We start from the raw sequence: 26690 nt of genomic DNA on the forward strand, positions 1-26690 counted from the left end.
CGTTATGCAGCTAATTTAAGGCGGGTATCTATAGCAGAAAGAATTGTCGGAGGCAATTACTGATTTTATTGGCTTGCATTCATTGTGAACATGACACCATTTTTGTCTTATTGTTGCTGTTTTTCAGAGTTATCATCTAAAAATGCAACGGGAGAGACTAAATGTATTTCACTGCCTGAAATGTTCGCCTTATAACAGAGAATTTCTACTCCGGACTCTTTCGCCTGTGTTAATAATTTAGAATATAAAGCATCTATATGGTACGCAGCAGATACTTTTTCAATGCCTGTATGTAAAACAACAAATAAAAGTATAGCTCTGGAACCGGAATTCACCATATCTGTCAGTTCCCGCAGGTGTTTTTGTCCCCGGGTTGTGACGGCATCTGGAAAATAACCCTGACCATTTTCCCCCGCCAGAGTCACGCTTTTTACTTCCACAAAGCAGTCTGGTCTGCTGGGAGCGGAGAGAAGTATATCGATACGGCTGTTTTCCTGACCGTATTTCACTTCCGTTTTCAGCGTGGTATAGCCGCTCAGTTCAGTGATAACACCCGACTGAATTGCTTCAGCTGCCAGTTGATTCGCCCGGATGGTATTGACGCAGATCATTGCCTTATCCACAGTCTGGCTCAGTTCCCAGCTGTAAGGATATTTGCGTTTAGGGTTATCTGAGGTGGAATACCAGACACGGTTTCCTGCATCGGCGCACCCTGTCATGGCTCCGGTATTGGCGCAGTGAATCGTGGTCACGCTGCCGTCGGGCAGTTCAATATCGGCCAGAAAACGTTTATAGCGCCTGAGCAATACGGCTTGCTGTAGCGGAGGATCGAAGCGCATTACTTTCCCCTTTTTTTCAGTACAATAGCGGTTCATTTATTTCATACCATAAGGTTATCCTTTTGTCACAAGTCAGTGCCTCTCTTCCTATCCAGAGTGTTCTTCCAGCATTGCTGGACGGTGTCGCTCATGCCCGCCAGTTGATCCTGAAAGCGGCTCCCGGAGCCGGTAAATCGACCTTCTTCCCGCTGCAACTGCTGAAGCAGAATGTGGTGGCAGGGAAGATCATCATGCTGGAACCGCGCCGTCTGGCTGCTCGAAATATCGCGGCATATCTGGCGCAGCAACTGGGAGAAAGAGTCGGACAGAGCATCGGCTTTCGCGTGCGGGGTGAAACACGGGTCAGTGCTCAGACCCGGCTGGAGATCGTCACCGAAGGGATCATGACCCGGATGCTGCAAAACGATCCGGAACTGAACGGGGTCGATCTGCTGATCTTTGATGAGTTCCACGAACGCAGTCTCCATGCCGATACCGCTCTGGCGTTCAGTCTGGAAGTTCAGGAGGCACTAAGGGATGATCTTAAGCTGGTGGTGATGTCGGCGACGCTGGATGGTGAAGCATTACGGTCACTGATGCCGGATGCCGTTTATATTGAATCGCAGGGGCGGGCTTATCCGGTGGAACAGCGTTATGCTCCTTTGGCTCCCAATGAGCGTCTGGTTCCTGCAATGGCGAGGCAGATCCGCCATCTTATGCGTACCGAAACCGGTTCTCTGCTGGCATTTCTGCCGGGCAGTGCGGATATCCGGCGGCTGGCGGAAGAGCTGGACAGGCCGGGAACGAATGGTGATGTGAGGACGAATATTGATGTGTGTCCTCTGTACGGTCAGTTGAATATTGCTCAGCAGGAAAAAGCGATTGCCCCGGCGCAGAAGGGACGGAGAAAAGTGGTGCTGGCGACCAATATCGCTGAAACGTCACTGACGATAGAAGGGATCCGTATGGTGCTCGACAGCGGGCTGGAGAAGGTCGCTAAGTTTGATCTGCGCACCGGCATCACCCGTCTGGAGCAGGTGCGGATTGCCCGCTCATCGGCAGAGCAGCGAGCCGGACGGGCAGGGCGTCTGGAAGAAGGGATCTGTGTGCGCCTGTACAGTGACGGTCAGTTACAACAGCAGCCCGTGGTACCGGAACCGGAAATCCTGCATACCGATCTTGCTCCGCTGGTGCTGGAGCTGGCGCAGTGGGGAGCTGTCGCCAGTGACCTGCACTGGCTGGATACGCCACCGGACACTGCGCTGACACAGGGACGCTATGTGTTGGATTCGCTGGGACTTACGCAACATGGCCAACTGACCGATAAAGGCCGGCAGGCGCACCAACTGGGTATTGAACCGCGTCTGGCGGCCATGTTGTTGAGTGCGGAGCATATCGGTGGTGACATCTGGCTTTGTACGGCACTGGCTCTGGTATCTATTCTGGAAGAACCTGAGCGGGGTGTGACGGATATCAGTCATGCCCTTTACCGGCTGAAACAGGGTAGCAGCCAGAAAAACAGCCGCTGGCAACAGCGAGCATCGGCACTGGCACATAAGCTGGATACGGTGTTTGACCCGGAGCGGGTACAGGAATCGCTGGCTGGGGTCTGTCTGGCTCTGGCCTACCCGGACAGGGTGGCACAACGGCGTGAGCGGCAGCATGGGCGTTTTGTGCTTGCCAATGGTCACGGTGGTATGCTGGCGGATGATGAACCACTGGCGGCGTATGACTATATCGTTGCGGTGGATCTGATGCGTACCGGACAGGATGCCAGTCAGATTTTTCTGGCGGCCGGACTGGATACCGGCCTGCTGCAGGAAAAAGTGCCGGAGCTGTTTCAGAGCCGGGATGTCGCTGACTGGGATGAAAACAGAGGTTGTCTGAGCGCAGAAAAGCAGTTGTGCCTGGGGCGTCTGATTATTGCAAGGGAAGCCCTTCCTGAGCCGGACAGTGATCAGGTCTGTGCCGCACTGCTGAATTATCTGCGCAGGAAAGGGCTGGGGGCGCTGAACTGGGAGCATAGAAGCCTTGCCCTGCTGGAACGGATCCGCTGCGCTGCTGAGTGGATACCGGAAAAAGCGTGGCCAGAGGTGACGGAGCAGGCGCTGCTGGATAATCTGGAACGGTGGCTGGTGCCGTATATGAGTGGGGTGCGCAATGTGAAAGGGTTGGCCGGTATCGATCTCTGTCAGGCGCTGTATGCCTATCTCGGCTGGCCGCTGAATCAGGAGATCGAACAGTTGCTGCCGGTATATTATACGGTGCCGACCGGATCGAAAAAGGCGATTCGCTATCAGGCCGGGCAGGAACCGGTACTCTCTGTGCGTATGCAGGAGATGTTTGGTGAACCCGTCTCGCCGGTTATTGCCGACGGACGGAAGAAGATCGTTCTGGAGCTGCTTTCTCCGGCACAGCGTCCGTTGCAGATCACCTCTGATCTGGCGGGTTTTTGGGCGGGAGCCTACAAAGAGGTACAGAAGGAAATGAAAGGGCGCTACCCCAAGCACCCGTGGCCGGATGATCCGGTGAATCATATCCCCACTCAGAAAACGAAGAAACGTTTATAGAGTCGTTAGCGAGAAAAACGCGGTAGCAGAGCATGCAAATTATCTATTGATAATGAAAACCGTTATCAATAAGATGGGTTCCCATTCGTATTATCCTAAGGGAATGAATTTGTATGATAGGATCTATTCCTGCGTCAGGAAGAAAATGGCTGCTGGGTACCTTTCTCACCGGTATGCTGGTGATTGCTGCACTGGTTGCCCAGTACTGGCTGGTTAGCCGGCTGCTTGGCGGTGATATTACTGCCGGGATTATCTTTGCTTTTATACTGTTGCTGCTTGTCCGTCTGGGCTGTGTTGTTTTGCACCGGGTGAATGGCGCGAAAACGGCTGCACAGATTAAACAGGAATATCGGCAGCAGCTGCTGGATAAACTGCAGCGACTGGATCCTGTCGTGCTGACACCAGAGCGGCGGGGAAAGCTGGTCTGGTTGCTTGGTGAAGGTGTTGAAACACTGGATCTTTACTGGGGACTGTTTGTTCCGCAATTTTTTATCGGTCTGCTCGGCCCTTTGATGGTGTGTGGTCTGATCGCTTTGATTGATCCTTTTATTGGTGGCGTTCTTGCGTTACTGATCCCCCTTATTCCTTTGATTTTAATGCTGATATTCAGGCGTTTTGCCCGTGTTAGTAGTCAGTATAAAGACAACCTTGCTTCATTGACTGAACTGTTTATTCAGAGCCTGCATGGGCTGCCGCTTCTTAAGTTGCATCGCTACTCCGTTGTTTGGGGAAAACAGATCGAGCAGCAGGGAGAAACACTAAGAAAAGCCACCATGAAATTACTGATAACCAACCAACTGGTTATCTTGCTGGTGGATCTGCTGTTTTCGCTGGGAACCATTGTCGCTGCCTCTGTGTTGGCACTGAGTAGCTACCGGGACGGGGATATGACATTGGCCGATGCCGGATTTATTATTCTCGCCAGTATTGAGTTGATACGGCCTTTATCACTGATGGGGGCTTTCTTTTTTGCCGGGGCTCTGGGGCGTGAGGTTCAGCGGGATCTGCGGGTGACCATGGCGCTCCCGGAGCGCCTGCCGTTGCACACGGATCCTCATTCTGCCTATGCGCTGGATATACGGGAACTCAGTTTTGGTTACCGGAATGATAAGCCTCTGTTCCGGGATTTGAATTTACAGGTACAGAAAGGAGAACTGGTGGTGATCACCGGAGCCAGCGGAGCAGGAAAATCTACGTTATTTAAGTTGATCAGCGGCAGGCTGTCTGCGGATTCCGGGCAGATAATGTTACGCAGCGACCGAATGGGATACGTTCAGCAGTACCCGTATCTGTTTAATCTCAGTATGGAAGATAATATTCGTCTGGTTAGTCCAGCTGTTGGTGAACAGGCGTGTTATGACATTTTTAATCGTCTGGGGCTGGCGCATCTGACAGAAAATCATTGTTCTGAACATGATATTGGAGAGAAGGGGCATACTTTGTCCGGAGGACAAGGTACCCGACTTGGGTTGGCCAGAGCTTTTGTAGCCGGTGAGGATCTTTATCTTATTGATGAACCGACCCGGGAGTTGGATACAGAGACCGAACAGCTGATCATCCGGGAACTGATACAACTTAAACAGACTTCAGCAGTGGTGATTATCAGTCATTCTGAAGCGGTTATACAGGCAGCAGACAAGGTGGTGAATCTCAATTCCGGATCTGAGCCTGAATCTGCTGAGGAGGCGCTATGCTGTTAATTATCCGTTTATTGGCATTTGGTCGTCCTTATGCGGCGGTTTTGCTTTTTTCTCTTCTGTGTCGGGTGGTTAATCAGGCCGGAACGATAGCCATGCTGGTGATTGCCGGGTGCTTTGCTGATCATCTGCTGCACAGTGGAAGGGATGCCTTACCTTTTGAATATCTGGTGCTGCCTTTGCTGGTTATCGGAGTGATTAAGGCTGTTTTCCGTTATCTGGAGCAGGTCTCTGGCCACCACACGGCATTTTCAGTACTGAAAGCGTTACGAGATCGGATCTACTGGAAGTTGGAACAGCAGAGTCCGGGGAATATCGGTCATCTGTCTAGTGGTGATCTTATCTCTCGGGTCATATCTGATATCGAAAGAGTTGAGGTTTTCTATGCTCACACCATAGTACCCGTGCTCTCCGCTGTGATTGTTAGTTTGTTACTCATTGCGTGTGACTGGGTGTGGTTTGGTGGTGACGTTGCTGCGCTGCATCTGCTGTTATTGTTTATTGCCGGCGTTCTTATCCCCTGGATTCATTACTGCCGGTTGACGCTGGATGGGGAAACTGTCCGGGAAAATTTTGGCCGGATGAATGCCTGCCTGACGGATATTATTAACGGTACGGAAGAGATTCAGCACTGGCGCAGTATGGCGTTTTTCCGTCGGCGGATACAAGAGCAAGGGGAGGCGTTACAGGCTGGGTATGCTTGTTTGGCTTTACATAACGGCATGAAAGATGGACTGACGGATCTGGTGATCGGCATCGGTTTTCTCGGATTACTTCTGGTGGCATGGCTTGGGTATGCCGATGGACAACTGTCTTTGTCACTCTTGTGTCTGTATGCCTCCTCTTTCGGTCCGGTATTGGCTCTGACCCGAACCTTTGAAGATCTGTCATTGACGATCCCTTGCTGTAAACGGGTGTTGGCACTATTGTTTGATGAAGATACGTCTTCTGAGGGGAAAAAATGGTTTTCTGCTGGTGACGAAAAGTCGTCTTCCTGTGTCGAGCCCCTCCCCATACCTTTGCTTGATGTTCGGAATGTTGGTTTCTCCCACAATAAAGCTGTTCCGGTTATCCACAATGGCAACATGCGGATATATGCGGGTGATTATCACTTGCTGCAGGGGGAAAGTGGCAGCGGAAAAACGACACTGCTCCGTCTTCTGGCGGGGATATGGGTGCCTGAGCAGGGTGAGATATGCTTTAATGGATTACCAATCAAAGAGGACAACCGCGAGGCTTTCTGGCAGCAGATCACCTATGTCCCGCAGCAGTCGGTTATCTTTCCAGCCAGCTTGCGGCATAATCTGTGTCTGGGTCTTGAGGTCAGTGATGACAGAATCATGCAGGTTTTGGGTATGGTTTGTTTGCTTCCTGCACTGGAACGGATGGAAGATGGTCTGGATACTCTGATGGGCTTGAATGGTGTGCGAGTCAGCGGTGGTGAAGGACAACGAATTGCCCTCGCCCGAGCCATACTGCGTGATTCACCGGTGTATTTTCTGGATGAGGCTTTCAGTGCTCTGGACAGGGAAACTGAACATGAGGTTCGGGGGCGTATAAAATCCTTTTTCAGTCATCGTGTTGTGGTGGAAATCTCTCATCACTCTGTGCCTTCCCGCTACCTTCGTGCATGTCAGTCTCAGGTTCACACATGGATCATGGATAAGGGTGAATTGATGGCCGGAGAGGAACAAACATGATGCTAAAGAAAACGGTGTTTTTGTTGTTGGGCTTTGTCGCGACCGGACTGGGTTTTCTGGGGGTACTTCTGCCTGGGGTACCGGCTACGCCTTTTGCTTTGCTGGCTTGTTATGCCTTCAGTATGAGTTCCCCTCGCTTTCAGAACTGGCTGCTGTATCGTTCTTCTCTGGGGCCGTTTATTCGGCGTATACGGGAAAATAAGGGACTTAGCTGGAAGGAAAAACGCAATATTTTGCTGTTTGTCTGGGTTTCTATCGGCGTGACGATTTTGTTTTTTATGCACATTACCTGGCTGAGGATTTTTCTGCTGGTTCTGCTGATCCTAAAGACTTTGTTTATCATCCGCTACAAGACACTGAGAAGCGGAGATATTTAAGAGACTTCCGTATATACTGTTGCATCAGGTCATCGGCATAACCAGTTTGTTGTCGTAACGGAAAGCGCAGGATAGATAACACAGAAGCATGAGCAGCAAAAAAGCAGCAGAGAAAAAGACGCCGTCTGGCAGAAAAACAGCGGCGAAGCCAAAAACTACGCTGAAGAAGACACCGGCACGCAAGTCCGGCTCGCGGAAACGGACCGGATCCGCCGCGAAAAAAACGCAGAAAACCAGTTGGCTGCGGCGTTTATGGAGTTTCGGCTGGAAACTCTCTCTGACAGTATTTGCTGTACTGGTCTTTCTCGGTATCTATTTAGACACCATGGTCAGGGCAAAATTCGACGGGCATATTTTTGATCTGCCGACCGTAGTGTATGCCCGGGTGCTGGATCTGGCTCCCGGCAGTGAAGTCACTATCGAGGAGATGCGCAAAGAGCTGGATGTTCTTCACTACCGTAAAGTGCGCTCCCCCCGCCGTCCCGGCGAATACTCTGCCTCTTCCGGAAAAATAGAGCTGATCCGCCGCGCGTTTGAATTTGAAGATGGACCGGAGCCGGACAGGCATGTGATGCTGCATTTCGATGCATCCGGTCTACAGCGCATTCAGTCTCTGGAACAGAATGCGGATCTCGGATTCTTGCGTATCGAGCCGAAGATGCTCGGTATGCTGGAAAAAGATGTGGCCGAAACTCGTCTGTATCTGCGTCGTGAACAGTTCCCTGAGTTTCTGGTGGATGCACTGCTGGTGACTGAAGACCGGGATTTTTATCAGCATGACGGGGTGTCCCCACTGGCAATTCTGCGTGCTCTGGCGGCGAATATCCGGGCTGGGCGCACTGTGCAGGGGGGCAGTACGCTGACGCAGCAACTGGCCAAGAACCTGTTTCTGAGCCGCGAACGAACCTTATGGCGCAAGATCCGCGAAGCCTATATCGCTCTGATCCTGGATTACCGCTATAACAAAGACCGTATTCTGGAAGCGTACCTGAACGAAGTGTATCTGGGGCAGAGTGAGCGCCAGTCGGTGCATGGTTTCGGCCTGGCGGCGCGGTTGTATTTCGGTCTGCCGTTGCAGGAGCTGAGGATTGATCAACTGGCTCTGCTGGTGGGCATGGTTAAAGGTCCTTCTTACTATAACCCGGTTCGCCATCCGGAGCGTACCAAAGAACGGCGTGATCTGGTGCTGCGTCTACTGATGCAGCAGGATATCCTGACGGCTTCTCAGTATGAACAGGCGGTCAGTCGTCCGCTGGATATTCAGGACAACCCTAAAATCGCCAGCCGTCAGCCGGCGTATTTCCAGCAGCTTAAAAACGAACTGCAGCAGAAAGTCGGCGCACGTTTTCAGTCGGATTCGGGGCTGAGGCTGTTTACTACACTGGATCCCGTTTCTCAGGCGATGATGGAAAAAGCAATCACCCAGAAGATCCCGCAACTGGAAAAAGTCAGTGGCGAAGGGCTGGAGGCGGCTGCGGTCGCTGTTGACCGCCGGACGGGGGAGATCCGCGCCATGGTTGGTGGCAAGCGCACAGGCTATGATGGTTTTAACCGGGCGCTGAACGCCAGCCGTCCGATCGGTTCTCTGGTTAAACCCGCTGTCTATATGACGGCACTGGCACAACCGGACACCTACACGTTGGCTACCACTTTAACCGATGAGCCCATTACTTTGCAGGGTAGCCAGGGCTCGGTCTGGTCGCCGAAAAATTTCGATCTTAAATACCGCGGAGAAGTACCGCTGTACCTGTCACTGGCGAAATCACTGAATGTACCGACAGTAAAACTGGGTATGGCACTCGGTATCCCGCAGGTAACCAATACACTGGAAGCGCTGGGGATCCGGCGTGATGAAATCCGCATGGTGCCGTCGATGTTCCTCGGTACTTTTTCCCTGACACCGTATCAGGTTTCGCAGATGTATCAGACGCTGACTAATTCTGGCCGCCGGGCACCACTTTCAGCACTGCGGATGGTGAAAAATATGGAAGGCGATGTCCTGTATCAGTCGATACCGAAAATGACGCCGACGGTGGATGAGCAGGCGGCATGGCTGACAACCTATGCCATGAAGCGGGTTGTGATGGAAGGCAGCGGCCGCTATCTTCAGGGGCGTTTTGGCTGGGCGGCACTGGCAGGTAAAACCGGTACGACCAGCGACAGCCGGGACAGCTGGTTTGTCGGTATCGATGGCCGGGAAGTGGTCACCGTCTGGCTGGGACGAGATGATAATCAGCCGATAAAACTGACGGGTGCCGGCGGGGCGCTGAGGGTGTATGCTGAGTATCTGGATTACCGTATCCCGCAGCGTCTGAGTCTGCCTTGGCCGCAGGGGATCCGCACTGTCGGCTTTACAAGAAAGAGCAGCGGAGCACTGGCGCTGGACTGTGACAATGAGTTCCGTCTTCCTGTCTGGGATAAAGGTAACCGGCTCCAGCAGGCGTGTGAGAAAGGGCCGGGACAGTGGCTGAAAAATCTGTTCGGTTTGTAGTGGTTACCAAATACAGGATGATTTCGGTTGGTAAGGTGGCAGGTTAGATTAATCAGGGGCAGTTTATAATGAATAGCAATAATGCGTTGCTGGAGCAGTTTATTAATACTGTCTGGCTGGAAAAAGGGCTGTCGCAGAACACGGTCGATTCTTATCGTAATGATCTGAAACGGCTGATACTGTGGGTGGAGAAGCAGGAACTTTCCCTGCAATCGATCTCTATGGCTGATCTGCAGGATTATCAGGCATGGCTGGTGGAAAATGCGTACAAAGCCACCTCCCGGGCACGGATGCTTTCTGCTATCCGGGCTCTGTTCCGTTTTCTGCTCCGGGAAAAAATCCGCAGCGACGATCCGACAGCGCTGCTGATCAGCCCTAAGCTGCCTAAACGGCTGCCGAAAGATCTGTCTGAAGCTCAGGTTGAGGCGCTGCTGGAGGCTCCGGATGGCAACAATCCTATTGAACTGCGCGATAAAGCCATGCTGGAGCTGCTGTATGCCACCGGGCTTCGGGTTACCGAACTGGTCAGTCTGACTATGGAAAATATCAGTCTGCGGCAGGGCATGGTGCGTGTTATCGGTAAGGGCAGTAAAGAGCGTCTGGTGCCGATGGGAGAAAACGCCGTAGAGTGGATCGAAACTTTTTTTACTCATGGGCGGTCTGAGCTGCTAGGAGAACAGACGTCGGATGTGGTTTTTCCCAGCAAAAGGGCGAGAGCCATGACCCGTCAAACCTTCTGGCACCGCATTAAACATTATGCGAGTATTGCCGGTATTGATGCGGACACGCTGTCTCCTCACGTATTAAGACACGCCTTTGCGACGCACCTGTTAAATCATGGTGCGGATTTGCGGGTGGTGCAGATGCTGTTGGGACACAGTGATCTCTCTACGACTCAAATATACACTCATGTTGCGACGGAGCGACTGAAACTTATTCATAAGGAGCATCACCCCAGAGCCTAGTTTCTGTTTAAGAATAAGTTCCGGATGTGGTTGCCGATAATTAAGGTGAAATGATGAATCTGGTAAGGACAACACTGACACTGCTATTGACCGCTTGTGTAACGATGAGCATTCAGGCAGAAGAGAAGGATGATTATAAGGCTGAAATGGCTCAGAGTTTTGCTGCTTTGGGTGTCGCCGTACAGGATAAAGATCCATCGGATGATTATGCGGATAAGCTGGAAATTATAAAAAACTTTGCTGATATAGGCTTGTCTGTGCTGGATATTCAGCCATCGTCTATCGAAGGCGTGCTGGAAGTTACAACAGATAAAGGTTTGCTGTTCTCCAGTCCGGATGGTAAGCAGTTTATTGCCGGAACCCTGTATGCACAGGCAGAAAATGGTGAATATGTCGATGTGCTTGCAGAGCGCCAGGCTCCGATTAATGCGGCTAAAATCGAAGCAATGAAAGACAGCATGATTACCTTTAAGGCCGACGATGAAAAGTTTGTGGTCACCGTGTTTACCGATACCAGTTGTGGTTACTGTGTGCGTCTGCATCAGCAGATACAGGGATATAATGATTTGGGTATCACAGTTCGCTATATGGCCTATCCGCGTCAGGGGCCGGAGAGTAAACCGGCTGAGGAATTGGCTGATATCTGGTGTGCCGATGATCAGAAACAGGCGATGAATGATGCGAAGCTGAAGCGTAATTTTAATGATAAGGTTGCTAACCTTACCCAGTGCCGCCAGACAGTGTCTGAGCATTATCAACTGGGACGAGAGTTAGGTATTACCGGTACCCCATCTATCTTTATGCCTGACGGTAAACTCATCGGAGGTTATTTACCGCCAGCTGGTCTGTATCAGCGTCTGATGCAGATGTGATATCCGTATGGTCGTATGCATTCCCGCGCAGAAATGTGGGAATTCGAATTTCCTGTTAGATAAAGAAAGCAATGATTGAAATAACCCGTCGCTCCGACGTCAACCTGTCTCTGTTACCGGATACGATGACGCCGCTGTTAAAACGTATTTATATCAGCCGTGGTATCACAGACATTTCACAACTGCAGCGCGGTGCTAAGGGGCTGCTGCCTTTTCAGCAGTTATGGGGCATCGATAAAGCGGTGGCGCTGCTGTTGGATGCGATCCGCCAGAATAAACGTATTATCGTGGTCGGGGATTTCGATGCCGACGGCGCGACCAGCTCGGCTCTCTCTGTGCTGGCTCTGCGTGCGCTGGGGTGCCGGAATGTGGATTATCTGGTGCCGAACCGCTTTGAAGACGGCTATGGGCTGAGTCCGGAAGTGGTTGAACAGGCTATTGAACTCGGTGCTGAAGTGATCATGACCGTCGATAACGGGGTCTCTTCCATTGACGGCGTCCGTGTTGCCAAAGCACAGGGTTTGCAGGTGATTGTGACCGACCATCACCTGCCGGGCAGTGTACTGCCGGAGGCGGATGCCATGGTCAATCCCAACCTGCAGGCGTGCGGGTTTCCTTCTAAAGCTCTGGCTGGCGTTGGCGTAGCATTTTATCTGATGCTGGCGCTGCGGGCTTATATGCGCGAGCAGGGCTTTTTTGCACAAAACGGTACTCCGGAGCCTAATTTGGCTGAGTTGCTGGATTTGGTGGCGCTGGGAACGGTTGCCGATGTGGTGGCGCTGGATGAAAACAACCGTATTCTGGTTCATCAGGGGCTACAACGCATCCGTGCCGGTAAGGCGAGACCGGGGATCCAGGCACTGATCGAAGTCGCAAAACGCGAACCAGCCCGTCTGGTAGCGGCGGATTTCGGTTTTGCTCTCGGACCCAGAATCAATGCTTCCGGACGTCTGGATGATATGTCATTCGGGGTTGAGCTGCTGATGTGTAATAATATTCATGCGGCAAGGCGGATGGCGAATGAGCTGGACGGCCTGAATCAGACCCGTAAAGCGATCGAAGAGGGAATGAAGCAGGAAGCGGTGGCTTTCTGCGAACGGCTGCAATTCGGTGCGACCGATACTTTGCCTATCGGACTGGTATTGTTTCAGCGTGATTGGCATCAGGGGGTTATTGGTATTCTGGCCTCTCGGATTAAGGATCAGTTTCATCGTCCGGTGATTGCGTTTGCAGACGGCGGAGACGGACTGATTAAAGGCTCCTGCCGGTCTATTCCCGGGCTGCATATGCGGGATACGCTGGATATTGTGGATAAACAGCATCCCGGTATGATCCTGAAATTCGGCGGTCACGCGATGGCAGCCGGACTGACTATCGCAGAAAAAGATCTGGAACGCTTTTCTCAGGCGTTTGATCGCTCGGTGCGTGAAGAGCTGAATGAGAGTGCGTTGAAAGGTGTGATTTTGTCTGACGGTGAACTGCTGCCGGAAGAGTTTTCCATGCACACGGCGCAATTGTTGCGTGATGCCGGCCCGTGGGGACAGGCTTTTCCTGAGCCGCTGTTTGATGGTGAGTTTAAAATCCTGCACCAGAAGCTGGTGGGAGAGAAACACCTGAAACTGATGGTCGAACCGTTGTTTAAAGGCCATCCGACCAATATTATGCTGGACGCGATCAAGTTTAATATCGATCTGCGCCGCTGGCCGGATGCTTCCGTCAAAACCGCGCGTATGGCATTCCGGCTGGATATCAATGAGTTCAGGGGAAATCAGTCACTACAACTGATGATTGAACATATTGAGACGAAATAGACTCGATTTCTGTCACATTTTTCAGTAGAATCGCCCGGTTAAATTTTACTCATACACATAACTGCCATTGGTCTCTGACCGCAGAAAAATGTATCAACCTAATATTGAGCAAACATGTTTGAAATCAATCCCATCAAAAACCGCCTGCAGGACGTGTCAGAACGCACGAATGTCCTGAGGGGGTATCTTTGACTATGACGCCAAGAAAGAGCGTCTTGAAGAAGTAAACGCAGAGCTGGAACAGCCGGATGTCTGGAACGAACCTGAGCGTGCACAGGCGCTGGGTAAAGAGCGTGCCTCGCTGGAAGCGGTTGTAGAAACCATCGACCAGTTGGATCAGGGCATGGACGATGTGGAAGGTCTGCTGGAGCTGGCTATCGAAGCCGAAGATCAGGAAACCTTCGACGAGATCGAACCGGAACTGGCCGAGCTGGAAACCAAGCTGGAACAGCTGGAATTCCGCCGTATGTTCTCCGGTGACCATGATGCGTCTGACTGCTATATCGACCTGCAATCCGGCTCTGGCGGTACGGAAGCTCAGGACTGGACTTCAATGATGCTGCGCATGTATCTGCGCTGGGCTGAAGCAAAAGGCTTCAAGACTGAGGTGATTGAAGTCTCTGAAGGGGATGTCGCGGGTCTCAAATCGGCAACGGTTCGTATTGTCGGTGAATATGCTTATGGATGGCTGCGTACTGAAACCGGCGTGCATCGTCTGGTACGTAAATCACCATTCGATTCAGGCGGTCGCCGGCATACTTCGTTTGCCTCTGCATTTGTTTATCCTGAGATTGATGACAATATTGCGATTGATATCAACCCGTCGGATTTGCGTATCGACGTCTATCGCGCGTCCGGTGCCGGTGGTCAGCACGTAAACACCACGGAATCGGCGGTACGTATTACCCACTTGCCGACGAATATTGTGGTTCAGTGCCAGAATGACCGTTCTCAGCATAAGAACAAAGATCAGGCGATGAAACAGCTTCGTGCGAAGCTATTTGAATTTGAACTGCAAAAGCAGAATGCCGAGAAGCAGGCCAATGAAGATGCCAAATCTGACATCGGCTGGGGAAGTCAGATCCGTTCTTATGTACTGGATGATTCCCGTATCAAAGATTTACGCACCGGTATCGAGAACCGCAATACACAGGCAGTTCTGGACGGTGACCTAGACAAATTTATCGAAGCAAGCCTGAAATCAGGCCTGTAAGCGCACAAAAGGGTAACAAACAAAATGACTGAACAGGTTCAACAACCAGAAATCAACGCTCAGGAAGAGAACAAACTGATTGCCGAGCGCCGTGCGAAACTTGATCATATCCGTAAAAGCTGTAAGGCGAACGGTCACCCTAATGATTTCCGTCGTGACAGTCTGGCGGGCGATCTTCAGGCTGAATTTTGGGAAAAAACCAAAGAAGAGCTGGAAGAGCTGAATCATACTGTTGCTATTGCCGGTCGTATCATGGCAAAACGCGGCCCGTTCCTGGTGATTCAGGAAGTATCCGGTCGTATTCAAGCTTATGCTGCTAAAGATGTACAGAAAGAACTGAAAGAGAAATATCACGGTCTGGATATTGGTGACATCATCGGTGTGAAAGGTGCGCTGCACAAATCCGGTAAAGGCGATCTGTATGTCAATATGGAAGAGTACGTACTGCTGACTAAGGCATTGCGTCCGCTGCCGGAAAAATTCCACGGCCTGACCGATCAGGAAATGCGTTACCGTCAGCGTTATGTGGATCTGATCGTGAACGAAGATTCCCGTAATGCCTTTATTATCCGCTCTAAGCTGGTGTCTGCCATCCGTAACTTTATGACGGCGAAGCAGTTCCTTGAAGTGGAAACACCGATGATGCACGTGATCCCAGGCGGTGCGACCGCACGTCCGTTTATCACGCATCATAACGCACTGGGTATCGATATGTACCTGCGTGTGGCTCCGGAGCTGTATCTGAAGCGTCTGACTGTCGGTGGTTTTGAGCGTGTATTCGAAATCAACCGTAACTTCCGTAACGAAGGTCTGTCTCCTCGTCATAACCCTGAATTCACCATGATGGAATTCTATATGGCGTATGCAGATTACAATGACCTGATGGATCTGACTGAAGAGATGCTGCGCACCGTTTCTATGGAAGTGCTGGGCTCAACGTCGATGCCTTACGGGGATGAAACGGTTGATTTTGGTGGTACTTATCCTCGCATGAGTATGATTGAAGCGATCAAGAAGTATAATCCTGATAACGAACTGGCTCAGGCTCTGGATTATACTAAAGCGCAGGATCGCGATTATCTGGTGAAACTGGCTCAATCCGTACATATGGAAATCGAAGGGTTCTGGACCCGTGGTCAACTGCTGGAAGAGATCTTCGGTGAAACGGCGGAGCCTAAGCTGCTTCAGCCGACCTTCATTACTGAATATCCGGCAGAGATTTCACCTCTGGCGCGTCGTAATGACGACAATCCGTTTATCACTGACCGCTTTGAGTTCTTTATCGGTGGTCGTGAAGTGGGTAACGGTTTCTCTGAGCTGAACGATGCGGAAGATCAGGACGCACGCTTTAAAGCGCAGGTTGAGGCCAAAGACGCGGGTGATGATGAAGCCATGTACTACGATGCAGACTACATCCGTGCACTTGAGCATGGCCTGCCGCCAACAGCGGGTCAGGGTATCGGTATCGACCGTCTGGTCATGCTGTTCGCCAACGCACAAACCATCCGCGACGTTATTCTGTTCCCGGCTATGCGCCCGCAGGCGTAACTTCGTTCATAAAAGAAAAAAACAGAGCCACCGCAAACTGCGGTGGCTTTTTTTGTGCTGCTCATTTCCTTGGACGGGTTATTTGTTTCCCGGTTCCGGAGCCACGCCCATGGTTATCATTTAAAAAGCTGAGTTATCATTCAGAGAACTTATCAGCAAAATAGATCATCTGATAGGCGATGGCGTTATTCCAGTAATCCCAGGTGTGTCCTCCCGGACGTTCAGTATAATCATGAGCGATATTATACTGATTCAGTAACTGATGCAGTTCACGGTTATCCTGAATAAAGAAATCACTGGCACCGCAGTCGAGTGTGAGGTTAATTCCTGACAGGAACTTGTGTGCATTGAATTTTATCGCCTTTTTCTCCCAAAGTATTTTGTTTTGTACCGGATCGCCCAATACATTCTCCAGCCCCCAATTGTATGGGAAATTCGCAGGGTTAACGCCTCCGCTGATGCTACCGGCATTGCCAAAAGTATCTGGATTCATCAGACTGATGTGCAAGGCACCATATCCCCCCATACTTAATCCGGTGATGGCTCTCTGTGATTTTTCTGCTCTGGTCGAATAGTGCTTATCAATATAGCTGACGACATCTTTGGCTATATAACTTTGGTAATTTGAACCTTTCAGGACAGGACTGTCTATATACCATTTGTCATAGTTGCCATCTGGCATCACCAGTATCAGGTTATGTCGGTCGGCCTGTTGTGCAATCGATGTTCCCTCTGTCCAGGATTTATAATCACCGCTCCAGCCATGCAACACATAAACAACCGGATAGTCTGAATCTTTCTGATAACTATCGGGTAAAACGACGATGGCTTTATGGTCTTTTTTTATCGCCTGACTGTCTATAGTAATGGTTTCCATCTTGTAAGCGTTAGCTGCGCCACAAAATGACATGGTCAATAAGGCAAGAATTGAGTATTTCATGGTTTTCTCCAGTTGGTCTCACGCCTCAATAAAACCATGGACTGATAAATCGCTCTCTTCGTTTCTGCTCAGAAAATACCGCTATTTAATCACGTCGGTATAAGTGTGAAGTGATACGCACAGGAAATCCGGATGGCATGGCACACTTGTTTCTTCTCCTGACTTTGTACTGGTGGATGGCGATGAAAAAGCCTGTGTTTGAACAACTTTTGATACCGGAAGGTCGCAGCCTGAACTGCAGGCTATTTTCAGGCGATGCTTTTTTCTGTCCGGTTCATGTTCATCCTGAAGGTGAAATCGTCTTTATTTCTCAGGGAAAAGTTAACTACGTTATCGGTGAGATGAAAGGGGAATTGTCTGAGAATGAGTTGCTGCTGATTGGTGCGAATATCCCGCATGCATTTTCTGCTCTTCGTGATGGACAGAAATTTACGTCATACTATATCCATAGTAAGGAACATCTGCTGCATGTGCTGCAGCAGCATCTTCAGGAACTGAATATCCTGGAAGGCATCACCAACTGGTTCAGAAGAGGTGCTGTATTTCATCTGGATAGAGAGGAATCTGAACGATATAAAAGAATATTCAGTTGTACACGAGAAATACGCATATTGGCTTTCGTAGAATTTTTTCTGAGTATCAGTCAGAAAAAACCACGTTATTACCTGACACAGGGAAGTGATTTTGTGGTGGATAAGACGGGCGCTGACATTATCGCTTGTATCCGGATGAATAAGCTGTCCCCTTTGCCGCTGAAAGATATTGCGTGCAGAATGAATATATCGGTAGCGACATTTACTCGGGTGTTCAGACAACTCTTTGGGATGAGCTATGTTGAGTATCTGACAACGATAAAAATAGAGCAGGCTTGTAATCTGCTTGTTCATTCATCATCGGCAATTACGCTCGTGGCTTTAGAATCCGGGTTTACTTCGCTGTCTCAGTTTAATAAAAAGTTTAAAGAATATGTCGGGGTTTCACCACGGCAGTATAGAAAAGAGTGGAAAATTTTGTATCCGGAGAAGGCTGATGCTGATAACTGGGATATTGGGACACTGTGCTGACTTCTATTACATGTTTTCGTCTATACGCCGCGTGGATAATTGCTGAAAGTTTCCCCGTTCCTCTTGCAAAATCCCACCATAAGAGTAAAATTCCGGGGCTTTAAATTGGCACGAGACCCCAGACTGTTTTTGACGAAGCGGTTTTTGGGGTTAATTTTATTATTGAGAAAGCAAAGAGGACGATATGGTAACCATTCGTTTGGCACGTCACGGCGCTAAAAAGCGTCCATTTTATCAAGTTGTAGTAGCAGACAGCCGCTTCGCAGCAACTGGTCGCTACATCGAGAAAGTAGGTTTCTTCAACCCTACAGCTAAAGGTCAGGAAGAAGGTCTGCGTCTGGATCTGGATCGCGTAAACCACTGGGTTGGTGAAGGCGCATCTCTGTCTGACCGTGTTGCTAAACTGGTTAAAGACGCTCAAAAAGCGGCTTAATCATTAGCAGTAAACACATAAGTATGTCAGTAGAAGGAACCCGGGCGATGAGTGAGCAGAACGAAAAAGTTACTGTAGGCAAGTTTGGTGCTACTTACGGTATTCGTGGCTGGCTTAAAGTCATTTCTTATACAGACAACGCTGAAAGTATTTTCGATTACAGCCCCTGGTACATTAACCAGAAGGGCACATGGGTTGAGTACAAAGTAGAAAGCTGGAAGCGCCATAACAAAGGTATGGTTGCAAAACTGGAAGGACTGGATCTTCGTGAAGATGCTAACCTTTTGACCAATTTCGAGATTGCGATTAACCCGGACTCACTACCTGAACTGTCAGAAGATGAATTTTACTGGCGTGAATTGTTCGGAATGAATGTGGTCACGACCAAAGGTTATAACCTTGGTGAAGTGGTCGACATGCTGGAAACAGGTTCCAACGATGTTTTAGTAGTGAAAGCGAATCTGAAAGATGCTTTCGGCCAGAAGGAACGGTTGATACCGTACCTTGAGGAGCAAGTGATCAAACATGTTGATCGTGAAGCTCAACGGATCGAAGTTGACTGGGATCCTGGATTTTAACTCTTGGTAAGGATACAGAACAGATGTGGATTGGCATAATTAGCCTTTTTCCTGACATGTTCCGTGCAATTACCGATTTTGGAGTTACCGGTCAGGCGGTAAAAAAAGGTCTTTTGTCGGTTGAGTCATGGAATCCCCGTGATTTTACGCACGACAAACATCGGACTGTCGATGACAGACCTTACGGTGGTGGCCCCGGAATGTTAATGATGGTTCAGCCTTTGCGCGATGCCATCCATGCAGCCAGAGAAGCCTCACCGGGAAAGACGAAAGTGATTTACCTTTCCCCACAAGGTCGAAAACTCGACCAGAAAGGGGTTGAAGAGTTGGCAACCAATGAGAACTTGCTTCTTATTTGTGGTCGCTACGAAGGGGTAGATGAGCGCATCATTCAGTCTGAGGTTGACGAAGAATGGTCAATCGGAGACTTTGTGATGACGGGTGGCGAGCTGCCAGCCATGACGCTGATCGACTCGGTGTCCCGGTTTATTCCGGGGGTGCTGGGTGATTTTGCTTCGGCGGAAGAAGATTCTTTTGCTAATGGCTTGCTGGATTGCCCGCATTACACGCGTCCGGAAGTATTGGACGGAAAGGAAGTACCTGTGGTACTGAAATCCGGCAATCATAAGGATATTCGTCGCTGGCGGTTAAAAGAATCGCTGGGCCGAACCTGGCTAAGAAGACCAGAGCTCCTGGAAAACCTAGCTCTGACTGACGAACAGGAACAATTACTGGCAGAGTTCGTAAAAGAACATCGCAGTGCGAATGCCAAGTAACCTATTTTATTTAGTATCAGTTTATTCTAGGAATTGAAACATGAGTAACATCATCAAAGCTCTTGAGCAAGAGCAAATGAAACAAGACCTTCCTAAGTTCAGCGCGGGTGACACTGTTGTTGTACAGGTTAAGGTAAAAGAAGGTGACCGTGAGCGTCTACAGGCTTTTGAAGGCGTTGTAATCGCTGTACGTAACCGTGGTCTACATTCAGCTTTCACTGTTCGTAAAATTTCTAACGGTGAAGGTGTTGAGCGTACGTTCCAAACTCACTCTCCAATGGTTAATAGCATCGAAGTTAAACGCCGCGGTGCAGTACGTCGTGCCAAGCTGTACTACCTACGTGAGCGTTCTGGTAAGTCTGCTCGTATCAAAGAGAAACTTGCTAAGAAGTAATGCTAAACCAGGCATTCTCATAGTAAGAAACGGGTTCCAAATGGAACCCGTTTTTTTATATGCTGAAAGGCATTAGAATAGAAGATGCTGAATCGATCCAGACCCGGACTCTATTCCTGCACTGGCGTATGGAGTCAGAGATAAACAAAAGCTATGTGCGTCACCTTTCAGCCATAAAGAACAGGATTAATCAATGTCATCACCAAAAAAAACAGTCGTAAAATGTCCAACTTGTCAGCAAAAGGTTGTATGGGGAGAAGAAAGTCCTTACCGTCCGTTCTGCAGTAAAAAATGTCAGATGATCGATTTCGGTGAATGGGCTGATGAAGAAAAATCGATTCCGGGTGCTCCGGATATGTCTGATTCAGACGGTTGGTCGGAAGATTGCTAACAACAAACGGCCAGCTCGAATTCTACATCCTGACTGTAGGCCTGCCCGGTTTCAAACGACATAAATTTAATGGCAAAGCGGTTCTTATGCCCGGAAATCATAGGAAAAACACCGTAATTCAAGGGAATAGACAGGCGTAGAATGCTGGCTTCTTCGGCTTCGCTCTGGAAAAAACCGTTGCGGGCGATCTGGGGTTTCAGATAACCGGTTTCCCGGCAAAGCTTCAGCCATATCGCAAGTGATTCGGATAGCGACTCCAGCGTATCCATCCAGCCTTTGGCATTGCGGATGCGCTGTTCCACCGGCAGATGGTTCCAGTAGTGCAGGGCGGGCAGGTCAAAACAGCAGGTGCCGCCCGGCAGATTAAAGCGCTGGCGGATTGAACTCAGAAAACGGTCTTCCTTTAATGACTTACCGAAGCGTTCAGCGGCCATCAGTTTTTTATGTACAGTATCAATCTCACCCAGAATGGAATGCAGTTTCTCTTGATCCACTCCGTCAATATTTAGCCAGCTTTTGTACATAAGTCGTTGCTTTTCCAGATCTTTGGCCAGTTCGGCTTTAAGCTGGATTTGCTCGAATATTTCCAGAAGGTCAAAAATAGAACGGAAAAACTGCTGATACTGAAGGCTGTCAGAAAAGTCGGCGGAATGATGCATCTGTCTCAGCAGGGATTCCACTCTGAGATAAATGCGGGCTTTTTCATTTAATGGGTGTTCAAATTTATGAATTGTCATTCCGGTGGCCTTTCCGTCCTCCCTGTGCTGTTTGCCTGCATATCATTGCAGCCTGTCCGGCTGAGATCCAGATATTTTCTGTGTAACTGAGAGACCTGTGGCAACAGCCGGTCATAGTCGTCAGTCATAATGATGTCGTCAGCATATTTCAGCCTTTCGCTTCGGCTGGCTTGTGCTGCAAGAATCGATTCAGCCTGCTCACGGGAAACATGATCCCTGTGCATGGTACGGGTGATCTGCGTTGTTTCGCTGACATCGACCACCAGGATCCGATTTGTCATAGATTGTAGCTGGTTTTCAACCAATAAGGGAACCACTAATAATGCATAGGGGCTGGTCACTCGGCTTAAAGCTTGCTGCATTTCGCTGCGGATCAGCGGATGCAGCAGCGTATTCAGCCAGTGTTTGGCCATCTTATCGGAGAAAATTTTGTGCCGCAGCTTTGGCCTGTCAAGGCAGCCTTCGGCGGTCAGTATTTCTGCTCCGAAATGCGTCCGGATAGCGTCAAGGCCGGGCGTTCCTGGGGCTACCACCTCGCGTGCGATAATATCCGCATCGATAATATCGATCGCAAAGTGGTCACGGAACAGATTGGCGACGGTGGTTTTTCCGCTGGCAATACCGCCGGTTACGCCGATGATCAGTGGCATCTTATTCAGATTCCCAGCACGGAAGAAAAATACCAGTGAATGATATCATTTCCCCAGAGAAGACTGACCCAGCCGGCAATAGCCAGATAAGGGCCGAAGGGAAACTGGCGGTCGATACCTTGTTTTTGCAGCCTTAGCTGAATAATGCCGAAGATCAGTCCAACCAGCGATGAGAGCAGAATAATTACCGGTAATATCTGCCAGCCTAGCCATGCACCCAGAGCCGCCAGCAGTTTGAAATCACCGTACCCCATCCCCTCTTTACCCGTCAGCAGTTTAAATACCCAGTACAGACTCCAGAGGCAGAGATAACCGCTCATGGCTCCGATCACCGCGCTGCTGAGTGATATCGGTGAGATCTCAAACAATGCCAGTGCAATTCCACCCCACATCAGTGGTAATGTCAGTTGATCCGGAAGCAGCATGGTGTCCAAATCGATAAAGGTGGCGGTAATCAGATAGAAGGTAAAAAACAGCAGGGCAAGGGTGTAATAACTAAACCCGAGTTTTATGGCAACGGTGGTACACAGTATTGCTGTTAATGCTTCGATAAGTGGATAGCGAATGCTGATCGGGTTTTTGCAGTGGTGGCATTTGCCCCGGAGGAGCAGCCAACTCAGTAGCGGAATGTTGTCAATGATCCGAACCGGTGTGTTGCATTTTGGGCAGCGAGACCCCGGAGTGCTCAGGTTAAACGGTGTTGAGTCCGTCTGAATATTCAGTTCCGGAAAGGTTTCAGCGCAGTCGCGTTTCCACTCTCTTTCCATCATAATCGGCAGACGGTAGATCACAACATTCAGAAAACTGCCGACGATCAGGCCGAAGACTCCGGCCAGAGAGGGAAACAGCCAGGGTAACTGGTTAAACATTTCCGGGTTAAAGGATTCCATTCTGATTCTCAGTTAATTAAATGCAGTAGTGTGCATTTTATCCTAATACTGTCATTAAGTTAAAGATGGGCAGGTACATTGATATCACCAGTCCGCCAACAACGGTTCCGAGAAAGAGAATAATCAGCGGCTCGATGATCTTCCCGAGATTATCGACGTAGTTATCCACTTCGGCTTCATACACCGCAGCAATGTTATTCAGCATTTCGTCCAGTTTACCCGATTCCTCCCCGATCCGGATCATCTGCAGTACCAGTTCCGGAAATGCCCGGCTGTTGCGCATCGCAATATGCATGGGAACACCAGAAGCCGTTTCTTTGTGTACACGATGAATGGCCTGTTCATAATGCTGATTTCCTGCTGATCCGGCGGTGTTCATCAGGCTGGTCAGCAGAGGAATACCTGCACTGAAACTGACCGAAAGAGTCCGGCTGAAGCGGGCAATGGCAGCTCTGGACAGTATGTTGCCGATAATGGGGATCCGTAATGCCCAGCGGCTGGTTTGTAGACGGAACACGGCTGATGTGTTGCGCCGGTACATAATGCATAAGTAAGTACTTGCTATAGTTATAAGTATAATCAGACTGTGATTCTGAACCCAATCAGATAATGTTAAGACTTGGCGTGTAAACCAGGGCAGCTCTGCTCCCATGCCTTGAAACATGCTTTCAAACTCAGGAATAACCAGTGTCAGCATTAACCATGAAACACCGCTGGCGACCAACATCACCATCCCCGGATAGATCATGGCCTTGATAACCTTGGCTCGCAGGGCTTCGCTTTTTTCCCGGTACGTGGCGAGTTGATCAAATGCTTCTGCAAGCCTGCCGGACTGTTCTCCGCTGGTCACCAGTTCTGCCGTCAGACCGGTAAAATATATACTGGCATTACACATGGCCTTCGATAACGGTGTACCGGCTTCGGCCTGTCTGACTATCTGCATCAGGATCTGCTTCATTCCGGCTTTGGTCTGACTATTTTCCAGTAGTTTCAGTGCTTGAATCAGGGGCATTCCAGCCAGAAGCATAACAGATAACTGTCGGATAAAACGGGTGATATCCTTACTGGTTGCGCTATGCCGGATGCGGGTAACAGAAGAGAGTCTCCGTTTTCTGATGTGTATTATCCGGATCTGCTGATAATGTAACTGTTCTCTTACTTCGTTTTCCCCGGCCGCCAGCATCTGTCCGGCAACAGGCTGTCCGCTTGGGTTTATCCCTTTCCAGTGAAAGTGACTGAGCCGGGGGGAAGTTCTCTGAAATAGCGGCATACTATTTTCCCCTCATTGCATTTTTATACACCGTATGCGAACAAGTCATATTTCCCACGTATATTCTTTACAACGCCAGTACCCGCTGCAGCTCCTCATAGCTGGTTATTCCCAGTTTTAATTTATCAATTCCCGACTCCCTTAGTGTTTTCATTCCTTGTTCTTTGGCTATTGTTTCAATCTCCTTAACCGATGCTCCTTTTATTACTGCCTCTGCCAGCCGGTTATCGAACGGCATGACTTCATAAATACCGGTACGTCCGCAGTAGCCTCCGGTACACTCGGCACAGCCGGATTTATTCGCCCTGTACAGACGTTCTTCCTGATGGATATTCAGCGCTTCGGCCTGTACTGGTGTCAGCGTATCCGGTTGTTTACAGTGTGGGCATAAACAGCGTGCCAGACGCTGGGCTATAATCAGGCTCAGAGAGGACGCGAGGTTAAAAGGCATAATGCCTATATTCTGCAGACGAATAACCGTTTCTGCGGCAGAATTAGTGTGTAGGGTGGACAGGACAAGATGCCCGGTTTGTGCTGCCTGCACTGCGATGGCCGCTGTGTCCGGATCCCGGATTTCTCCGACCATCACTACGTCAGGATCCTGACGCAGGAATGTGCGCAGAGCCTCGGTAAAGCCAAAACCGATTTTGCTGCTGATCTGTACCTGATTGACCCCGGACAGGTTAATTTCGACCGGATCTTCGGCGGTGGATATATTACGTTCAGGTGTGTTTAACAGAGACAACCCGGTATAGAGTGAAACGGTTTTACCGCTTCCGGTCGGGCCTGTTACCAGTATCATGCCCTGCGGTCTGTTCAGGGCATTCAGGTATAGGGTTTTCTGCTGCGAGCTGTAGCCGAGAGTGTGGATATTCAGCGTAGTAACACTGCTGTCTAACAGACGTAAAACCACCTTTTCTCCCCAAAGTGCCGGAAGGGTAGAGACCCGCATATCTACAGCTGTTTCACTGTCCAGACGTAGTTTGAGTCGTCCGTCCTGAGGCAGGCGACGTTCTGCAATATCCAGTCCGGACAAAATTTTCAGCCGGGCAGTCAGCCGGCGGGCGAGATGGCTGGCTGGTTGCTGTGTTTCCACCAATATACCATCGCAGCGCAGACGGATACGGTAGCGATCTTCATACGGTTCGAAATGGATATCGGATGCTCCCCGGCGTACAGCATCCAGTAATATCTGGTGGATAAAGCGGCTAACGGGGGCATTATCCTGGCTCAGATCTTCGCTGACTTCAGCCTCATCTGCAGAAACGTCAACCAGATTGGCGAGTTCATCTTCACTGATTGTTTTTCCACTGTGTTCCGGGGGATGGGGAGTCTGTTTGCCGTACAGTCGGCGAATAGCAGCAGACAGTGTTTTAACATCCGTCAGCACTAGTTCCGCTGCTAAGCCAGTGGCAAAGCAAAAATCTGCTTCGGTTTGGGGATTGGCCGGATCGCAGACAGCAATCGTCACTGTCGTGTCTGAAAGCTTGACTGGAAGAGCCATATGCTGCAGCACAAGTTCCCCAAGCCCTAATTTCCGACAAACGTTCGTATAGTCAAACTGTTCTGGTTCGGTTAGTGGCATATGGAAAATCTGGCTGATATGTTCGCTGAGTGTATTTGGTGTCATTATCCCCAGCGCGAGCACGGCAGCCGGAACCGGTTGTTTTTCTTGCTTAACCCGGTTGAGTATCGCTTGTTCCTGATCCTGGCTAATGAGTCCGGCCTGATGCAGGATGATGGCGAGGCTGGTATACGGTTGCATGCTAGAGCACCGTTCCGGTTTCGCATCCTTTAGGAAAGGCTTTTTTCTCTGTCACAGGAATATCCGTCAGACAGCGCCATCCTCCACTGTCTGATCGTTCCAGAGCCAGAATGTTCCCGCCCAACTGGGTGTCGGCAGCCAGCAGGATTTGGATCTGTCCTGCTTGTCTGATGGAACTGTGCTGTTGCGTGGATAGGGTGCCTAATACAGTCGTGGATGCACCTAATTCAGATGCCATTGCTGTACTGGCAATGGTCGGAAAGATGCCTCTGCTGGCAATGCTGTCTTCAATATGCACCTTCAGGGCAGTAATTGTCGCTAAGGCTGAGCCCAGTTCTGATTTTTTTACATAACTCTGGTATTGCGGTACGGCAATTGACGTCAACACGCCGATAACCGCAACTACAATCATCAGTTCAATCAGGGAAAACCCCTGCTGTTTTTCGTGTCTCTGCATATATATTATCTCTGCTGGTCGGGTGATTTGACTTACCCAGAGTAGGAAAATCGTTGTGGATAAAAAACCAGCAGAAAGAAAGATCGCGAGAGAAGTAGTAGTAAAATCAGCCCTGTTGCATGATGACGCTGGAAATTTGCGACAGAATTTGAACAACATAATGTTGCTGGAGAATTATTGAAAGGACAGACACCTTAAAATATTAAAAGGACAGACGTCTTAAGAAAGGCTAAAAGTATAGCTGGGAACTTATTGCCATGCTGTTGGTTATGGTCGTGGTATT

The 26690-nt window shown here is 49.8% G+C and carries 24 protein-coding genes; 16 read left to right on the forward strand and 8 right to left on the reverse strand.

Annotation, left to right across the window (positions count from 1 at the left end; genetic code table 11):
- Positions 1-107: 107 nt before the first annotated feature.
- Entirely contained in the window at positions 108-839 is a 732-nt protein-coding gene (gene sfsA, locus CSW98_RS09090; protein ID WP_100800171.1) for a DNA/RNA nuclease SfsA, read from the reverse strand.
- Positions 840-901: 62 nt separating this feature from the next.
- Here sfsA and hrpB point away from each other — a divergent pair, with 62 nt between their 5' ends.
- The 10 genes from hrpB to lysS all read left to right on the forward strand — a co-directional run bounded on the left by hrpB (position 902) and on the right by lysS (position 16062).
- A complete protein-coding gene (hrpB, locus tag CSW98_RS09095) occupies positions 902-3388 on the forward strand; it encodes an ATP-dependent helicase HrpB (RefSeq protein WP_232733502.1) in 2487 nt (828 codons plus the stop codon).
- Between the two features lie 113 nt (positions 3389-3501).
- On the forward strand, positions 3502-5088 hold the full coding sequence (locus CSW98_RS09100) for an ATP-binding cassette domain-containing protein (RefSeq protein WP_100800173.1): 1587 nt from the start codon (positions 3502-3504) through the stop codon (positions 5086-5088).
- Positions 5079-6785: an amino acid ABC transporter ATP-binding/permease protein gene (locus tag CSW98_RS09105; protein WP_100800174.1), complete on the forward strand. Its 1707-nt coding sequence runs from the start codon at positions 5079-5081 to the stop codon at positions 6783-6785. Before CSW98_RS09100 ends, CSW98_RS09105 begins: the two co-directional genes overlap by 10 nt.
- On the forward strand, positions 6782-7162 hold the full coding sequence (locus CSW98_RS09110; protein ID WP_100800175.1) for a YbaN family protein: 381 nt from the start codon (positions 6782-6784) through the stop codon (positions 7160-7162). The genes CSW98_RS09105 and CSW98_RS09110 overlap by 4 nt, the downstream gene beginning before the upstream one ends.
- A gap of 88 nt (positions 7163-7250) precedes the next feature.
- Positions 7251-9653, forward strand: a complete 2403-nt coding sequence (gene mrcB, locus CSW98_RS09115) for a penicillin-binding protein 1B (protein ID WP_100800176.1) — start codon at positions 7251-7253, stop codon at positions 9651-9653.
- 68 nt (positions 9654-9721) lie between these two features.
- Positions 9722-10618 carry a site-specific tyrosine recombinase XerD gene (gene xerD, locus CSW98_RS09120; RefSeq protein ID WP_100800177.1) on the forward strand — a complete coding sequence of 299 codons (897 nt, stop codon included), beginning with the start codon at positions 9722-9724 and terminating at the stop codon, positions 10616-10618.
- A 53-nt stretch (positions 10619-10671) separates the two neighbouring features.
- The gene (locus CSW98_RS09125) at positions 10672-11490 is read left to right on the forward strand and encodes a thioredoxin fold domain-containing protein (RefSeq protein WP_232733503.1); all 819 of its coding nucleotides are present in this window, start codon (positions 10672-10674) and stop codon (positions 11488-11490) included.
- Positions 11491-11561: 71 nt separating this feature from the next.
- Positions 11562-13301 (forward strand): single-stranded-DNA-specific exonuclease RecJ, encoded by a 1740-nt coding sequence (recJ, locus tag CSW98_RS09130; protein WP_100800178.1) that lies wholly within the window; start codon positions 11562-11564, stop codon positions 13299-13301.
- Between the two features lie 114 nt (positions 13302-13415).
- Positions 13416-14514 (forward strand): peptide chain release factor 2 gene (gene prfB, locus CSW98_RS09135; RefSeq protein WP_100800179.1). Its coding sequence is split into 2 segments (ribosomal slippage): positions 13416-13490 and positions 13492-14514, totalling 1098 coding nucleotides; the frame shifts between segments, so codons are not numbered across the junction.
- A 24-nt stretch (positions 14515-14538) separates the two neighbouring features.
- Entirely contained in the window at positions 14539-16062 is a 1524-nt protein-coding gene (gene lysS, locus CSW98_RS09140) for a lysine--tRNA ligase (RefSeq protein WP_100800180.1), read from the forward strand.
- Positions 16063-16198: 136 nt separating this feature from the next.
- On the opposite strand, the gene CSW98_RS09145 is transcribed toward lysS, so the two are convergent.
- The gene (locus CSW98_RS09145; protein ID WP_100800181.1) at positions 16199-17002 is read right to left on the reverse strand and encodes an alpha/beta hydrolase; all 804 of its coding nucleotides are present in this window, start codon (positions 17000-17002) and stop codon (positions 16199-16201) included.
- A gap of 137 nt (positions 17003-17139) precedes the next feature.
- On the opposite strand from CSW98_RS09145, the gene CSW98_RS09150 reads away from it, so the two are divergent.
- The 6 genes from CSW98_RS09150 (at position 17140) to yacG (ending at position 20638) form a co-directional block, all read left to right on the forward strand.
- Positions 17140-18066 (forward strand): AraC family transcriptional regulator, encoded by a 927-nt coding sequence (locus CSW98_RS09150; protein ID WP_100800182.1) that lies wholly within the window; start codon positions 17140-17142, stop codon positions 18064-18066.
- Positions 18067-18250: 184 nt separating this feature from the next.
- Positions 18251-18499 carry a 30S ribosomal protein S16 gene (gene rpsP / locus CSW98_RS09155; RefSeq protein WP_100800183.1) on the forward strand — a complete coding sequence of 83 codons (249 nt, stop codon included), beginning with the start codon at positions 18251-18253 and terminating at the stop codon, positions 18497-18499.
- A gap of 47 nt (positions 18500-18546) precedes the next feature.
- Positions 18547-19077, forward strand: coding sequence for a ribosome maturation factor RimM (gene rimM / locus CSW98_RS09160; RefSeq protein WP_443083663.1), 531 nt, complete (start codon positions 18547-18549; stop codon positions 19075-19077).
- Between the two features lie 23 nt (positions 19078-19100).
- Positions 19101-19853, forward strand: coding sequence for a tRNA (guanosine(37)-N1)-methyltransferase TrmD (gene trmD / locus CSW98_RS09165; protein WP_100800185.1), 753 nt, complete (start codon positions 19101-19103; stop codon positions 19851-19853).
- A 40-nt stretch (positions 19854-19893) separates the two neighbouring features.
- Positions 19894-20247, forward strand: coding sequence for a 50S ribosomal protein L19 (gene rplS, locus CSW98_RS09170; protein WP_100800186.1), 354 nt, complete (start codon positions 19894-19896; stop codon positions 20245-20247).
- A gap of 193 nt (positions 20248-20440) precedes the next feature.
- Positions 20441-20638, forward strand: coding sequence for a DNA gyrase inhibitor YacG (gene yacG, locus CSW98_RS09175; protein ID WP_100800187.1), 198 nt, complete (start codon positions 20441-20443; stop codon positions 20636-20638).
- On the opposite strand, the gene zapD is transcribed toward yacG, so the two are convergent.
- The 6 genes from zapD to CSW98_RS17790 all read right to left on the reverse strand — a co-directional run bounded on the left by zapD (position 20635) and on the right by CSW98_RS17790 (position 26413).
- Positions 20635-21375, reverse strand: a complete 741-nt coding sequence (zapD, locus tag CSW98_RS09180; protein WP_100800188.1) for a cell division protein ZapD — start codon at positions 21373-21375, stop codon at positions 20635-20637. The two genes, yacG and zapD, sit on opposite strands and share 4 nt — an antisense overlap.
- Positions 21372-22025, reverse strand: coding sequence for a dephospho-CoA kinase (gene coaE, locus CSW98_RS09185; RefSeq protein ID WP_100800189.1), 654 nt, complete (start codon positions 22023-22025; stop codon positions 21372-21374). The genes zapD and coaE overlap by 4 nt, the downstream gene beginning before the upstream one ends.
- Positions 22026-22030: 5 nt before the next feature.
- Positions 22031-22915 (reverse strand): prepilin peptidase, encoded by an 885-nt coding sequence (locus CSW98_RS09190; RefSeq protein WP_100800190.1) that lies wholly within the window; start codon positions 22913-22915, stop codon positions 22031-22033.
- A gap of 37 nt (positions 22916-22952) precedes the next feature.
- The gene (locus tag CSW98_RS09195) at positions 22953-24185 is read right to left on the reverse strand and encodes a type II secretion system F family protein (RefSeq protein ID WP_100800191.1); all 1233 of its coding nucleotides are present in this window, start codon (positions 24183-24185) and stop codon (positions 22953-22955) included.
- Positions 24186-24252: 67 nt separating this feature from the next.
- Positions 24253-25950 (reverse strand): type IV-A pilus assembly ATPase PilB, encoded by a 1698-nt coding sequence (pilB, locus tag CSW98_RS09200; RefSeq protein ID WP_100800192.1) that lies wholly within the window; start codon positions 25948-25950, stop codon positions 24253-24255.
- Position 25951: 1 nt separating this feature from the next.
- Entirely contained in the window at positions 25952-26413 is a 462-nt protein-coding gene (locus CSW98_RS17790; RefSeq protein WP_100800401.1) for a pilin, read from the reverse strand.
- Positions 26414-26690: the final 277 nt, after the last annotated feature.

Source organism: Vibrio sp. HA2012 (genome assembly GCF_002812955.1).
Lineage (GTDB): Bacteria > Pseudomonadota > Gammaproteobacteria > Enterobacterales > Vibrionaceae > Vibrio.